Raw genomic sequence first — 13,566 nt, forward strand, 5'->3', positions numbered from 1 at the left:
CTACCCCCGTTCCGCCAGCAGCGCCCGGCCCACGATCAGTCGCATGATTTCATTCGTGCCCTCAAGGATCTGGTGGACGCGCAAATCGCGCACGATCTTTTCGATCCCGTAATCCGCCAGATAGCCATAACCGCCGTGCAGTTGCAGGCACTGGTTGGCCACATCAAAGGCGCGGTCTGTGACGTAAAGCTTGGCCATGGCGCAGAACTTGGTTGCGTCGGGCGTACCCTGATCCATTTTCCACGCCGCTTGCCGCAGGAAGATGCGGGCAGATTGCAAGGCGGTCTCCATCTCGGCCAGCCGGAATTGCAGCGCCTGGAACTGGTCGATGCTTTTGCCGAATGCCTTGCGCTCGCCCATATAGGCAAGCGTCGCGTTCAGAGCCCCCTGTGCGCCGCCAAGTGCACCGGCGGCGATGTTCAGCCGGCCACCATCCAGGCCCGCCATGGCGTAGGTAAAGCCCTTGCCCTCGGTCCCTATCAGGTTCTCATGCGGCACCACGCAATCGTCGAACTGCACCTGCGATGTCGGCTGCGCCCGCCATCCCATCTTGTCCTCTAGCCCGCCAAAGCTCAGACCCGGCGTGCCGTCCTGAACGATCACGGTGCTGATGCCCTTGGGGCCGTCCTCGCCGGTGCGGACCATGGTGACATAGGCATCCGAGTAGCCGCCGCCCGAGATAAAGGCCTTGGTGCCGTTCAGCCGGTAACCTTCGTTGGTTTTCTCGGCCCGCGTGCGCAGGGCTGCGGCATCCGATCCGCTGCCGGGTTCCGTCAGGCAATAGCTGAAGATGGTTTCCATGCTGCACAGGGCCGGCAGCCATTTTTCCTTGGTCTCTGGTGCGCCGTATTTGTCGATCATGCCGCCGCACATGTTGTGGATCGACAGAAACGAGCCGACCGCCGGGTCGGCCATGGCCAGCGCCTCGAAGACCAGCGTCGCGTCCAGCCGCGAGAGGCCCGAGCCGCCATATTCCTCGCTGACATACAGCCCGCCAAAGCCCAGCTGCGCGGTCTCGGTCCACAGATCCTTGGGGATCGTGCCTTCGTCTTCCCATTTGCGCGAATTTGGCGCGATGCGGGTTTCGCCGAAATCCCGTGCCATGTCGAAGATCGCCTGTTGCTCTTCGCTTAGTGCAAAATCCATCCGAAGCCTCCCCCTCTGTCGTCAAGAATTGAACAAGTGTTTAATTATCAGATGTTGCGACAATGTTGCAAGCTTTGTGCTGTCAAAGGTCACGCGTATAATCCTCGATCAGGTCCATCACGACAGCGCGCAATGCCTCATCATGACTGGCGCCGGCGGCGATGGCACCGGCCATGACCTTGCGCTGGTGATCGGCGCTGGTGCCGGCGGCGACCAGATCGGGCAGGACCTCGATCTCGGCAGTGCTTTTCAACGCCTCGGCATCCTGAGCAACGATGGAAATCCATTCCTCGGCAAGCTGCGCGAAGGGCACGATGGCCTCGGCGCCGAAATCGATCAGCCCCTCAGACGTGCCATAGCGTTGCGCGCGCCAGCGGTTTTCACCCAGCAGGAACGTGTCATATTGCCGCCAACGGTTGTTCTTGCGCGACAGCCGCCACAGCATCCGCATGGTCGCCTGCGTCAGGGCGGCCAATGTCAGCGCCCGGTCCAGACGCGGTGTTGCATCGCATATCCGGGTTTCCAGCGTCGGGAATTTGCCCGAGGGGCGCAGATCCCACCAGATCTTGGTCGCGTCCTCGATCACCCCCAGATTGGTCAGCGCGGCGACCGACCGTTCATAATCCGACCAACTGCCCAGATGCGGCGGCAGGCCGGTGCGGGGCAGATTGTCAAACACCGTCAGCCGGTAAGAGGCAAGGCCGGTATCCTCGCCCTGCCAGAACGGGCTGGAGGCCGAGATCGCCAGCAGATGCGGCAGAAAATAGGTGAACTGGTTCATCAGATCGATGCGCATGGCCTGATCGGGTATGCCCACATGGACATGCATTCCACAAATCAGCATGCGCCGCGCGACGCCGCCCAGATCTTGCGACAGCGCGTTATAGCGATCCTTGTCGGTGTGCATTTGATCGCGCCAGTTGGCAAAGGGATGGCAAGAGGCCGCGATCGGGGCAAGGCCGTGTTTGGCTGCATGGCGCGCGATGTCACTTCGCAGCCCGCGCAGCTTGTCGCGTGCCTCGCCGATGGTTTTGCAGACCGGGGTGCCGATCTCGATCTGGCAGCGCAGGAATTCAGGGCTGACGCTATCGCCCAACTCGGCTCGCGCCATATTCATCATCGTATCGGGAACGGGTGCCAGCGCGCCGCTGTCGCGGTCGACCAGCAGATATTCCTCTTCGATGCCGATGGTAAAGTCAGGTTCGCTCATCGGTGACCCTCCCCGGTCAAGCAATCCCGAAATCCCGGCCCTGTGCAAGTCATCACCGGGGGTGGGGGCACTGCCCCCGTCGCGTTCGGTGCGACCCCCCGGGATGTGTCAGGACCAGGGCAGGGCCGTTCAGTCCATGGCCTTGAAGTTGAACTCTCCGCCTTCCTTGATGCCCGAGGGCCAGCGCGCGGTCACGGTCTTGGTGCGCGTGTAAAAGCGGAAAGCATCCGGGCCGTGCTGGTTCAGGTCGCCAAAGCCGGATTTCTTCCAGCCGCCAAAGGTGTGATAGGCCAGCGGAACCGGGATCGGGACGTTGACGCCGACCATGCCGATATTGATGCGGTTGGCAAAGTCGCGCGCGGTGTCGCCATCGCGGGTGAAGATCGCCGTGCCATTGCCGTATTCGTGGTCGATGGCCAGATTGATCGCCTCTTCATAGGTTTTGGCGCGGACGGTGGACAGCACCGGGCCGAAAATCTCGGTCTTGTAGATGTCCATCTCCGGGGTCACGCGGTCGAACAGGTGCGGCCCGACGAAGAACCCGTCTTCATAGCCTTGCAGATTGAAGTCGCGGCCATCGACGACCAGTTCGGCGCCCTGGTCGATGCCGGTTTGCACCAGCCGCAGCACGTTTTCCTTGGCGGCCTTGGTGACAACGGGGCCGTAATCCACGTCATCGCCAGCGGTCCAGGGGCCGACTTTCAGCTTTTCGATCCGCGGGACCAGCTTTTCGATCAGCGCATCGGCGGTTTCTTCGCCCACCGGCACCGCGACCGAGATCGCCATGCAGCGTTCGCCTGCCGCGCCGAATCCAGCGCCGATCAGTGCGTCAGCGGCCTGATCCAGATCGGCGTCGGGCATGATGATCATGTGGTTCTTGGCACCGCCGAAACATTGCGCGCGCTTGCCGGTCTTGGCGGCTTCTTCATATATATACTGCGCAATCGGGGTCGAACCGACAAAGCCCACGGCCTGAATGACCTCACTTTGCAGGATCGCGTCGACCGCGCCCTTGTCGCCGTTGACGACCTGCAAAACGCCATCGGGCAGGCCGGCCTCTTGCAGCAATTTGCCCAGCATCAGCGGAACCGAGGGATCGCGCTCGGACGGTTTCAGGATCATCGCGTTGCCAGAGGCCAGCGCAGGCCCCATTTTCCACAGCGGGATCATGGCCGGAAAGTTGAAGGGCGTGATGCCCGCCACAACGCCAAGTGGCTGGCGCATGGAATACATGTCGATGCCGGTGCCGGCCGAATCGGTAAAGTCGCCTTTCAGCAAATGCGGCGCACCAATGCAGAATTCGATGACTTCCAACCCGCGCTGCACGTCGCCCTTGGCATCGGGAAAGGTCTTGCCGTGTTCGGCTGACAATGCCTCGGCCAGTTTGTCCATGTCGCGGTTCAGCAGCGTGACGAATTTCATCATCACACGCGCGCGTTTCTGCGGATTGGTCGCGCCCCAGGCTTTCTGCGCCTCAGCCGCGCTGGCGATGGCAGCATCCATTTCCTCGGTCGAGGCCAGCGGAACCTTGGCCTGAACCTCACCCGTGGCGGGGTTGTAGACATCCGCGAAACGGTCGGACGTGCCTTTGGCTTCCTTGCCGTCGATCCAGTGATACAGCTCTTTCATGAGGTCCTCCTGAGAATTGGTTAGCGGGACAATAGCCTTGCGGAAATGCTGTAAAAAGGGGCAGTGTGGCAAAAGCGTTTTGCATAAATGCAAAGGTTGGATCATTGGACTGGGACGATCTGAGGATTTTTCTGGGGGTCGCCCGCGCCGAAAGCCTGTCTGGCGCCGGGCGCAGGCTGGGAATGGATGCCTCGACCATGGGTCGGCGGGTCGCGCGGCTGGAACATGCCATCGGCGCCACGCTGTTTCTGAAAACACCGCAGGGCTACACGCTGACCGAAGAGGGAGCGCGCCTGATCCCCCATGCCGAAGCCGCCGAACAAGCCGCCGCCGCCGCCGCAGAGGCAACGGGCCGCGAGGCGGGCGTGGCGGGGCAGTTGCGAATCGGTGCGCCGGATGGTTGCGCCAATTATCTGTTGCCGCAGGTCGCACGGTCGTTATGCGATGCGTATCCCGGCCTTGAGGTTCAGATCGTCGCGCTGCCGCGCGTCTTCAACCTGTCCAAGCGCGAAGCCGACATGGCCATCGGCGTATCGCCCCCGGAAACCGGACGTATCGTCGTGCAACGCCTGGTCGATTATCACCTGCATCTGGCCGCCCATCGCGACTATCTGGACCGCAGCCCGCCACTGACCAGCCGCGAGGATCTGCGCCATCACCGTCTGATCGGCTATATCCCCGACATGATATTCGACCGAGAACTGGATTATCTGGCCGAAACCGGGGTCGAGGCCGCGGCGATCAGTTCCAACTCGGTCTCGGTCCAGATGCAGGCGATACGTGCCGGCGCGGGGCTGGGCATCGTCCATGATTTCGCGATTCCCTTTACGCCGGGTGTCGTGCCGGTGCTGACAGATGAGATTTCCTTGACCCGCAGTTTCTGGCTGTTGCGTCATGCCGATGACCGCGCCAGTCGCCGTATGACCCTGCTGGCCGAGTCGCTGGCACAGGCAATCCGCCGCGAAGTACAACGGCTAGAGGCCAAGGTCGCGGTTCAAACGTGATCGGTGGGCTTGACGGATCGCCAGAAGGCGAAAAAGATGAACACAACGTAGGCGCGAAAAAAAGGGAATAACCCATGCTGGTCAATCAATTGCTGTCCATGAAAGGCGATGCGGGGAAAAAGGGGGTCGAAGGGGCGACGATCGCCACCGTCAAACCAACCGATACCATCGCCGAGGCTGTGCGCCTTTTGTCGGAAATGCGCATCGGTGCGGTCGTGGTCTCCAGCGATGGCAAGAAACCCGAGGGCATTCTGTCAGAGCGCGATATCGTGCGTCAGTTGGGCAAGAATGGCGCATCGGTGATGGATAGCCAGATCAGCGAGTTGATGACCCGAGAGGTCCAGACCTGCACCAGATCCGAGGATGCGCTGGCCATTCTGGACCGCATGACCAAGGGCCGTTTTCGGCACCTGCCGGTGGTCGACGAAGATGGCAATATGCTGGGTGTCGTCTCGATCGGCGATGCGGTCAGCGGCCGGTTGAAGGAACTGGCGGCCGAGAAAGAGGCGCTGACCGGCATGATCATGGGTAACTGAGCCCGCCTGACCGGGGATAACGGGTTGAAATCGCCAGCCCAATGAGCATTCTCTGGCAACGGCGAGAAACCGGAAGGAGCGCGGCTGATGCGCATCGGGCTTTACCCTGGCACATTCGACCCCATCACATTGGGCCATGTCGATATCATCGAGCGTGCGATGGCGCTGGTGGATCGGTTGGTCATCGGCGTCGCGGTGAACAAGGACAAGCGGCCCTTGTTTGATCTGGACGAGCGGGTGGCGATGGTCACGCGGGAATGCGCCAGTATCGCTGAAAAGACCGGCGGCGAGATTCTGGTTCACCCCTTTGACAACCTGCTGATCCACTGTGCCCGCGATGTCGGCGCCGGTGTGATCATTCGCGGCCTGCGGGCGGTGGCGGATTTCGAATACGAATTCCAGATGGTCGGCATGAACCGCGCCATGGATGCCAGCATCGAGACCGTGTTCATGATGGCGGATGCGCAACGGCAGGCCATTGCCTCGCGGTTGGTGAAAGAGATCGCCCGGCTTGGTGGCGATGTGTCCAGATTCGTGACCGATGACGTTCGGACCGAATTGCTGGAACGGCTCAGGTAAACCAGCTTTGTCAGCCAGATAGCGACGTGTCAGCGTGGTTTGCGCGCGGTCGCGGATGACATCAACTGACTGGCCTGCTCGCCAGGCATGGCGTCGGCGGCATAGGTAAAGGTGCCTTTGTCGCGCACCTCTTGTGCGGCACGCATCACTGCCCCCAATGCCGCGCGGGCGAAATATCCCCCGACGCTGATGCGACGAACGCCTGCCTGCGCCAGATCGGCCACTGAAAAGCTGCCGTCGGTCAAACCCATCACAACATTTACAGGCCTGTCGACCGCCTGACAGACCTGCCTGATCGTCTGTAGATCGGGCAGGCCCGGCGCGTACAGCACATCCGCGCCAGCATCGGCAAAGGCCTGCAATCGTCGAATTGTATCGTCCAGATCCGGCTTGCCCCACAGATAGTTTTCCGCCCGTGCGGTCAGCAGAAAGGGCAGGTCGCGCGCAGCCTCGGCGGCGGCTGCAATCCTTTCGACGGCGAGGCCGTGATCATGGATCGGATCGTCAGGATTGCCCGTCGCGTCCTCGATTGATCCGCCAACCAACCCGACTGCCGCCGACATGCGGATCGTTTCGGCGCAGTTTTCGGGTGAGGGGCCGAAACCGTCTTCAAGATCGGCCGAGACGGGCAGATCGGTCGCGGCAACGATCTCTGCTGCGTTGTCCAGAATCTCTGCTCGGGACAATGCCGCGCAGGAATCGCGACGCCCCTTTGAAAACGCATAGCCTGCACTGGTCGTCCCAAGAGCGTCGAAACCAAGACTGGCCAGCAGACGCGCCGATCCAGCATCCCAGGGATTGGGCATGACGAAGGCGCCGTCATTGAAATGCAGCGCCTTGAAACGCTCGAATTTGTCAGCCTGATCGATCATCTGCCGCTCCGATTTCTATTTCCTGCATCTTAGATTGAAAAGAACAATTATGGAACATTGTTAAAGGGGTGGATGATGACCTGAGCGGAGCGCCCTGCTTGGGTGAACGCGAGCAACAAAAAAGGGGACCCGAGGCCCCCTTTGTCGCGATCAGTGTAAGGTTGATCAGCTTGCGGCCGTTGGTGGGGCCAGTTTTTTGGCGCCGTCACCGGCCAGAGGGTCGTCCTGACGCTGGACCGAACCTTCAAAATGCGCACCCGATTCGATGGCGATGGTCTTGTGCACGATGTCACCCTCGACCCGCGCAGTGGCAGACAGCCGGACTTTCAGGCCACGCACGCGGCCGATCACGCGGCCATTTACGATCACCTCGTCTGCGACAACCTCGCCCTTGATGGTGGCGCTTTCGCCGACGGTCAGTTGATGCGCGCGAATATCACCCTCGATATTGCCCTCGATCTGAATGTCGCCCTGGGTCCGGATGTTGCCGGTTACGGTCAGATCCGAGGACAGGACCGACGGCGTCGTGCGTGCACGGGTAGCTGCAGGCGCCGGGGCAGCCGATTGGTCACCGCGATCGGCTGCGGCCGCCACAGGCGCGCCGCCTGCGGATTGCGCGTTGGCCTCGGCCTCTTTGCCGGGCGCGGGGGTGCCGGGATTACGGTTTCCAGTGTCGGTCACACGAGATTTAGTGAACATTGCTTGCCGCCTCGATAAAGCTCATAGGATTTACAGCCCGACCATTGACGCGAACCTCATAGTGCAGATGCGGCCCGGTCGAGCGTCCGGTATTGCCCATATCACCAATTCGCTCGCCTTGCGACACACGTTGTCCGGTCTTCACGCGAATTTTGGACAGGTGGCCATAGCGCGTTTCGGTGCCCAGCTCGTGCTTGATCTTGATCAGATTGCCATAACCGCTTTGCCAGCCGGCAAAGGTCACGACACCGTCGCCGGGCGCAAGGATCGGCGTGCCGACCGGGCCTGCCATATCGATGCCTCCGTGCATCCGGCCCCAACGGCGACCGAACCCAGAGGTATAGCGGAAGGCCGAAGTGACCGGCATGGCCAAGGGCAGTTTTTCGATGGCGATGCGGTAGGTGTTCATCTGATCCAGCGTCACGATGATCTGGTTTGCCTTGGTTTCGCCCTTGGAAATCGCGGCATTGCCATGGCTGGAATAGGCGATCGGGTTCAGCGGACCGCCCTGACCGGAATAGCCCCTGCGGATGGTGCGCAGCAAATCGTCGGGATTCATGCCGACCGAGCGGAACACCTTGTTCAGCGGTTCGACCGAGATGTTAACCGCATCCTCAAGCTGGGCGAAGATTTCATCATGGCGGGCCAGAATCTGATCGCGTTCTACCGCGATTTCATCGGCGGTGATCTTGGCTTGCTTGGCCTCGGCCACGGCTTCTGCGCGTTCGGACGAGGCGTGCTTCAGCTCATCCGACAGAATATCGAGCGCAACCGAAAATTCCTGTGACCGGCCTGCCGACGGGATCGCCGCTGCCCCGTCCTCGGTCGATGCGGTCAGTGTTGCGGCCTGGTCCTGGGCGCTGTCACGTTCAACGATGGCATCACGCAGGGTCGACTGAACGACACCCATGCCTGTTTCCAACTCGCGCCGCGCCTCTTCCGAGGCCAGCAGTTGCGATTGCATCTTGGACACCTGGTCCAGCGCGACGGAAAAGCGATTCTGCGCTGCCGCGGCCTCGGCCGCGCGTGTGTCGCGTTCGGTCGACAGTTGCTCTAACCGCTGTTCAAAGGCCATCTGGGCACGGTTTATCTGGTCACGTGAGGAACCCGAACTGATCGAGTCGATCACCAGGATCGAACTGGCCAGGATCGCCCAACCGAAAACCAGCGTGGTGCCACCGATTGCCACCGCCTGCGTCAGGGGTTTAAGCCGAACAAAGCGTGTGCTGTCTTCTGAGCGCAGGAACAGCCGTTGCTCGGGCAGCCAGCGCTCAAGACCCGCGTTCAAACGGTGCGTGATTCCAAAAGCCAATTTCTGCCCCCAGCCTGTGACGCCGCATTCTGCGAGGCGCCTTATCGTTCCAGTCTGGCTTTCGTAAACAGGGGCTGTGCTCTCATTGCAACATGTCAGGCGGCGTGCAGCATGCAGATGGGCAGAAACACGCCAGTTGCGGCGGATTCTTGCCGAGTCTGCGGGCCGGGCGTCAGGCGATTTCATAGGGCAGCGGTCCGTTGCGGTCGATGGGGATGCGCAAACCGCGATCAACCGGCGGCACCGAGCGCTGATGGCAGTCAGCACGTGGACAAATGCGACAGGAAATTCCGATGGGCTCGTAGGAATGCGGATTTCCCAGATCCAGCCCATCCGCGTAGACCATGCCATTGGCATGGGTGATCTCGCATCCAAGGCCGATGGCGAATCGGCGAACCGGCGCGCCGTATGCGCCAGCAGGTTTTGACACGTCACGCGACAGCAGCAGATAGCGCACGTCGTCGGGGGTCTGCGCCAACTGCCGCAAAAAGCGTCGCGGCTGTTCAAAGGCCTGATGCACATTCCACAACGGGCAGGCGCCGCCGAAGCGCGCAAATTGCAGACGCGTCGCGGAATGGCGCTTGGTGATCGTGCCTGCCTGATCCACCCGAACGAAAAAGAATGGCAGCCCCTTTTCGGCCGGGCGCTGCAAGGTCGACAGCCGATGCGCCACCTGCTCTAGCGAGGCATCGAACAGATGCGCCAGCCTTTCCAGATCATGCCGTTCCTGGCGCGCGGTCTGCAAAAAGACACGATAGGGCATCAGTGCGGCACCGGCGAAATAGTTCGCCAACCCGACTTTCGCGATACTGCGCGCCGTTTCGCTGCGGAACCGCGCCAGATCCAGCGTCGCATCCAGCAGGTCTGCGTGACGGGTCAGCGCCACCTGATGCAACAGTTGAAAGCAGCGCGTCGCGGGTTCGGCGGCGCTGTTCATCAGCAGGTCCTGCCCCTCGCGCCGAAAAACGGTGCCGGGCGGCAGTTCGGTCAATTGCACGGTGATGCCTGATCCTGCCAGTGCGTGCTGTGCTCGTTGCCAGGGGTTGCCGCGTTGTCCGTCGGGGCAGGCAAAGTGTTCGGCGGCGCGGTCCACCGCATCAATATAATTGTCGCAATAATGAAAGAAATCGCGAACCTCCTCCCAGGGGGCTGGGGTCGCGTTCTGGCCGGACGCGCCATAGGCCTCATCCAGCGCGGCCAGCCGTTCCTGCCCATCGCGATGGGCGCGGTAGAGGTCAAGAAAGGCGCGCGCAAGCACCGGGGCATTCGTCGCGGCCAGCCTGAGATCGGCCAGCGGTGGTGCGGCGTCAAAGACCGGATCGGCCAGCGCCTCTTGCATGTCGATCACCATCCGTTCGGCGTCGCCGGCCGACAAAGAGGTCAGGTCGATGCCGAATTCCTGCGCCAGACGCAGCAGCACACCCGCCGAAATGGGCCGGTGATTGTTCTCCATCTGCGAAAGATAGGGCAGGCTGATCCCTAGCCGTTCGGCAAAGGCGCGCTGGTTCAGCCCAGTCCGCGCCCGAATTTCGCGCAAGGATACACCGGCATAGATCTTTTGCACCGCCATTTTGCCCCCAGAGGTTTGCAAACCCTGCTTTAGACTTTGCAAACCGGTCGAGGCAAGGGCTGGCGTCGACAGTGCGACGGCAGCCAACGGTGGCAGCAAAAGGGACAAGAGCAAGGACAGGCAACGAAAGAACATGCCAGCAACATTAGCCGGAAAACCTTAAGAAACGATTGGCCGGTTCCGCCGGGATCAGTCCGGCCTGTCCAGCACCTTCTGACGCCGGATCACCCACAGGACGGACAGGATGGCGCCAAACGCCGACGCGGTCATGATGGCCAGCAAGGGGGCCGCCCCCGCGCCCTCTTTCAGCAGCGAGCCTGCGAGTGCCGACAAGGCCGCGCCACCCGCGATTGCCATGGCCCCGCCCAGCCCCGAGGCGGTTCCCGCAAGCTCGGGGCGGACGCTCATCATCCCGGCATTGGCACTGGGCAGCACCAGACCATTGCCCAGCCCCATGAACGCGATGGCACCGAAAAACAAAAGCGGCTGCCGCGCGCCGGCAAGATCAGCCGCCAGCGCACTGGCCAGCACGACGAAACAGATCAGCGCGCCGACAAGGATCAGCCGGATCAGCCCGACCCGCGAGGAAAAACGGGCGGTCAGGAAATTGCCCAGCAGATAGCCGATCGAGGGTGCTGCAAAGTAATAGCCGACCTCTGCCGAACTCAGCCCGAACACGCGCTGGCCGACAAAGGGCGCACCGCCCAGATAGGCAAAAAACGTACCCGAGGTGAGGGTGGCGGTCAGGCAGTAGCCCCAGAATCGGATCGATCGCAGCACCAGCGGATAGTTGGCGATCTGCTGGCGCATCGGCACACCGCCCTCGCTTACGGTTTCGCCCATATCGCGCCAGGCCCAGACAAAGACGCCCAGCCCCAGCAGGCCCATCAGCGCGAAATTGGCGCGCCAGCCCACGGTTTCATCCAGCACACCGCCGATCATCGGGGCGATCATCGGCACGACCGCCATGCCCATGGTGACATAGCCGATCATGCTGGCGGCGCGATCACCGCTGTACATGTCACGAATGGCCGCGCGGGGGATCAACATACCCACGGTGATGACAGCCTGTAGCATGCGAAAGGTCAGGAATACCGCCGCCGTCGTGGCCAGCAAGGTGCCAATGGTGGCCAGAATGAAGATCGCGATCCCGCCCAGCATCACCGGGCGCCGGCCAAAACGGTCACTGAGCGGTCCGGCCAGCAATTGCAGGATGGCACTGGCGGCGATGTAGCCCGAGACCGAGATCTGCATCAGCGCATAGTCGACGCCGAAATCCAGCGCCATGCTGGGCAGTGACGGCAGAAAGACATTCATCGACAGCGCCGCCAGCCCCGACAACGCCACCAGCGTCAGCATTTGCGGTGGTGTTCTGGCAGGGGTCATGGCGCGGCTGTTAGTCGTTGAGGCAATGCGTGCAACACCACCGCCAAGCCGCGCCCGCGGGTCATGACCAGTCGCTTTGCCGGTCGCGCGCGAGGTTGCCAAAGCGGGTGAACTGGCCCTCGAAGGACAGTTCGACCGTGCCGATGGGGCCGTGACGCTGCTTGCCAAGGATGACCTCGGCCTTGCCGTGACAGGCCTCCATTTTCTGCTGCCACTCGGCCATCTTGTCCAACTCGTGATCGCCCGGCTTTTCGCGTTCCTTATAATATTCCTCGCGATAGACGAACATGACGATATCTGCGTCCTGCTCGATACTGCCCGATTCCCGCAGATCCGATAGCTGCGGGCGTTTGTCCTCGCGGTTTTCGACCTGACGACTCAGCTGCGACAGCGCGATGACGGGAATATTCAGTTCCTTGGCGATGGCCTTGAGGCCCTGCGTGATTTCGCTGATCTCATTGACCCGGCTGTCCTTGGCCGTGGCCGCGCGCAACAGCTGCAAATAGTCGACGATCAGCACATCCAGTCCATGCGTCCGTTTCAATTTGCGCGCGCGGGCGGCCATCTGGTTGATCGGCAGGGCCGGCGTGTCGTCGATATAAAGCGGACAGTTCTGCAAGGCATGTGCTGCCTCGACAAAGCGGCGGAACTCACCCTCATCCATGTCACCGCGGCGAATGCGTTCGCTCGGCACCTCTGAGGCCTCGGACAGGATCCGCGCCGCCAACTGTTCGGCCGACATTTCGAGACTGAAGAAACCGACCACGCCGCCCTGCACGCTGCCTTGGGTGCCGTCGGGCTTTTCGCCCTGCTTGTGCACCTTGGCGACGTTAAAGGCGATGTTGGTTGCCAGCGAGGTTTTCCCCATCGAGGGACGACCCGCCAGAATGATCAGGTCCGAATTGTTCAGACCACCGGTCTTGCGATCCAGATCGGTGAGCCCGGTAGAGATCCCAGACAGTTCACCATCACGCTGATAGGCGGCGTTGGCAGCGTGAACCGCACCCGTTACCGCCTTGAGAAAGCTCTGAAACCCGCGTTCGGCCGTGCCCTGTTCACCCAGCTTGTAAAGGATCTGCTCGGCTGCGGTGATCTGCAATTCGGCATCATCATCCACTGCGACCGTAGCCGCGCGGGCGGAAATATCCTGACCCAGGTTGATCAATTCTCGCCTGAGGGCGAATTCACGGATCATCTGCGCGTAATCGCGTGCGGCAAAGGCCGAAATCGCCGCGCCCGCGATCCGCGCCAGATAAGACGGCCCGCCCAGATCCTTGAGCCCGGCATCGCTTTCCATGAAAGCCTTGATGGTGACCGGGCTGGCGAGCGCGTTCTTGCGGATCCGTTCAGAACAGATTTCGAAGATGCGGGTATGAACCGGCTCGTAGAAATGCTCGGGCTTGATGATCTGGCTGATGCGGTCGAACACGTCGTTATTGGTCAAGAGCGCGCCCAGCAACTGCTGTTCGGCCTCGATCGAGAAGGGGACAGTCTGTTCCTCGGCGTCCTGCGCGGCCTGTCTGATGGTAATTGCCGTCGCCTCTGCCATGAACACTGTCCCCGATTCTGATTGAGCGTCCTTATCTCATATCGGATATGGCCGGGTCTATCTGGATATCCTGT

12 protein-coding genes are annotated in these 13,566 nt (G+C 61.5%); 3 read left to right on the forward strand and 9 right to left on the reverse strand.

Features of this window, described 5'->3' with window-relative positions; genetic code table 11:
- The 3 genes from CUV01_RS11795 to CUV01_RS11805 form a co-directional block, all read right to left on the reverse strand.
- Positions 1 to 1,146, reverse strand: a complete 1,146-nt coding sequence (locus CUV01_RS11795; RefSeq protein WP_101460649.1) for an acyl-CoA dehydrogenase family protein — start codon at positions 1,144 to 1,146, stop codon at positions 1 to 3.
- Positions 1,147 to 1,228: 82 nt separating this feature from the next.
- Complete coding sequence (locus CUV01_RS11800) at positions 1,229 to 2,356, reverse strand: carboxylate-amine ligase (protein ID WP_101460650.1); 1,128 nt, start codon at positions 2,354 to 2,356, stop codon at positions 1,229 to 1,231.
- Positions 2,357 to 2,485: 129 nt separating this feature from the next.
- The gene (locus CUV01_RS11805) at positions 2,486 to 3,985 is read right to left on the reverse strand and encodes a CoA-acylating methylmalonate-semialdehyde dehydrogenase (RefSeq protein ID WP_101460651.1); all 1,500 of its coding nucleotides are present in this window, start codon (positions 3,983 to 3,985) and stop codon (positions 2,486 to 2,488) included.
- Positions 3,986 to 4,089: 104 nt separating this feature from the next.
- Here CUV01_RS11805 and CUV01_RS11810 point away from each other — a divergent pair, with 104 nt between their 5' ends.
- From CUV01_RS11810 to coaD, 3 genes are all read left to right on the forward strand, one after another.
- Complete coding sequence (locus CUV01_RS11810) at positions 4,090 to 4,989, forward strand: LysR family transcriptional regulator (RefSeq protein ID WP_101460652.1); 900 nt, start codon at positions 4,090 to 4,092, stop codon at positions 4,987 to 4,989.
- A gap of 74 nt (positions 4,990 to 5,063) precedes the next feature.
- A complete protein-coding gene (locus CUV01_RS11815) occupies positions 5,064 to 5,525 on the forward strand; it encodes a CBS domain-containing protein (protein ID WP_101460653.1) in 462 nt (153 codons plus the stop codon).
- A gap of 87 nt (positions 5,526 to 5,612) precedes the next feature.
- The gene (coaD, locus tag CUV01_RS11820) at positions 5,613 to 6,104 is read left to right on the forward strand and encodes a pantetheine-phosphate adenylyltransferase (RefSeq protein ID WP_101460654.1); all 492 of its coding nucleotides are present in this window, start codon (positions 5,613 to 5,615) and stop codon (positions 6,102 to 6,104) included.
- Positions 6,105 to 6,133: 29 nt separating this feature from the next.
- Here coaD and CUV01_RS11825 read toward each other — a convergent pair whose 3' ends face one another.
- The 6 genes from CUV01_RS11825 to CUV01_RS11850 form a co-directional block, all read right to left on the reverse strand.
- A complete protein-coding gene (locus CUV01_RS11825) occupies positions 6,134 to 6,976 on the reverse strand; it encodes an isocitrate lyase/PEP mutase family protein (protein WP_101460655.1) in 843 nt (280 codons plus the stop codon).
- A gap of 165 nt (positions 6,977 to 7,141) precedes the next feature.
- Complete coding sequence (locus CUV01_RS11830; RefSeq protein WP_101460656.1) at positions 7,142 to 7,675, reverse strand: bactofilin family protein; 534 nt, start codon at positions 7,673 to 7,675, stop codon at positions 7,142 to 7,144.
- Complete coding sequence (locus CUV01_RS11835; protein WP_232962203.1) at positions 7,665 to 8,987, reverse strand: M23 family metallopeptidase; 1,323 nt, start codon at positions 8,985 to 8,987, stop codon at positions 7,665 to 7,667. The genes CUV01_RS11830 and CUV01_RS11835 overlap by 11 nt, the downstream gene beginning before the upstream one ends.
- Positions 8,988 to 9,159: 172 nt before the next feature.
- Entirely contained in the window at positions 9,160 to 10,557 is a 1,398-nt protein-coding gene (locus CUV01_RS11840) for a helix-turn-helix domain-containing protein (protein ID WP_101462051.1), read from the reverse strand.
- A 189-nt stretch (positions 10,558 to 10,746) separates the two neighbouring features.
- Positions 10,747 to 11,943 carry a multidrug effflux MFS transporter gene (locus CUV01_RS11845; protein ID WP_101460658.1) on the reverse strand — a complete coding sequence of 399 codons (1,197 nt, stop codon included), beginning with the start codon at positions 11,941 to 11,943 and terminating at the stop codon, positions 10,747 to 10,749.
- A gap of 61 nt (positions 11,944 to 12,004) precedes the next feature.
- Positions 12,005 to 13,492, reverse strand: coding sequence for a replicative DNA helicase (locus tag CUV01_RS11850; RefSeq protein ID WP_101460659.1), 1,488 nt, complete (start codon positions 13,490 to 13,492; stop codon positions 12,005 to 12,007).
- Positions 13,493 to 13,566 lie beyond the last annotated feature (74 nt).

The organism is Paracoccus tegillarcae, assembly GCF_002847305.1.
GTDB lineage: Bacteria > Pseudomonadota > Alphaproteobacteria > Rhodobacterales > Rhodobacteraceae > Paracoccus > Paracoccus tegillarcae.

Excerpts from the sequence above, each read along its gene's own strand:
- CUV01_RS11795 (WP_101460649.1), bottom strand. The coding sequence starts at position 1,146 with ATGGATTTTGCACTAAGCGAAGAGCAACAGGCGATCTTCGACATGGCA.
- CUV01_RS11800 (WP_101460650.1), bottom strand. The coding sequence starts at position 2,356 with ATGAGCGAACCTGACTTTACCATCGGCATCGAAGAGGAATATCTGCTG.
- CUV01_RS11805 (WP_101460651.1), bottom strand. The coding sequence starts at position 3,985 with ATGAAAGAGCTGTATCACTGGATCGACGGCAAGGAAGCCAAAGGCACG.
- CUV01_RS11815 (WP_101460653.1), top strand. The coding sequence starts at position 5,064 with ATGCTGGTCAATCAATTGCTGTCCATGAAAGGCGATGCGGGGAAAAAG.
- coaD (WP_101460654.1), top strand. The coding sequence starts at position 5,613 with ATGCGCATCGGGCTTTACCCTGGCACATTCGACCCCATCACATTGGGC.
- CUV01_RS11825 (WP_101460655.1), bottom strand. The coding sequence starts at position 6,976 with ATGATCGATCAGGCTGACAAATTCGAGCGTTTCAAGGCGCTGCATTTC.
- CUV01_RS11830 (WP_101460656.1), bottom strand. The coding sequence starts at position 7,675 with ATGTTCACTAAATCTCGTGTGACCGACACTGGAAACCGTAATCCCGGC.
- CUV01_RS11840 (WP_101462051.1), bottom strand. The coding sequence starts at position 10,557 with ATGGCGGTGCAAAAGATCTATGCCGGTGTATCCTTGCGCGAAATTCGG.
- CUV01_RS11845 (WP_101460658.1), bottom strand. The coding sequence starts at position 11,943 with ATGACCCCTGCCAGAACACCACCGCAAATGCTGACGCTGGTGGCGTTG.
- CUV01_RS11850 (WP_101460659.1), bottom strand. The coding sequence starts at position 13,492 with ATGGCAGAGGCGACGGCAATTACCATCAGACAGGCCGCGCAGGACGCC.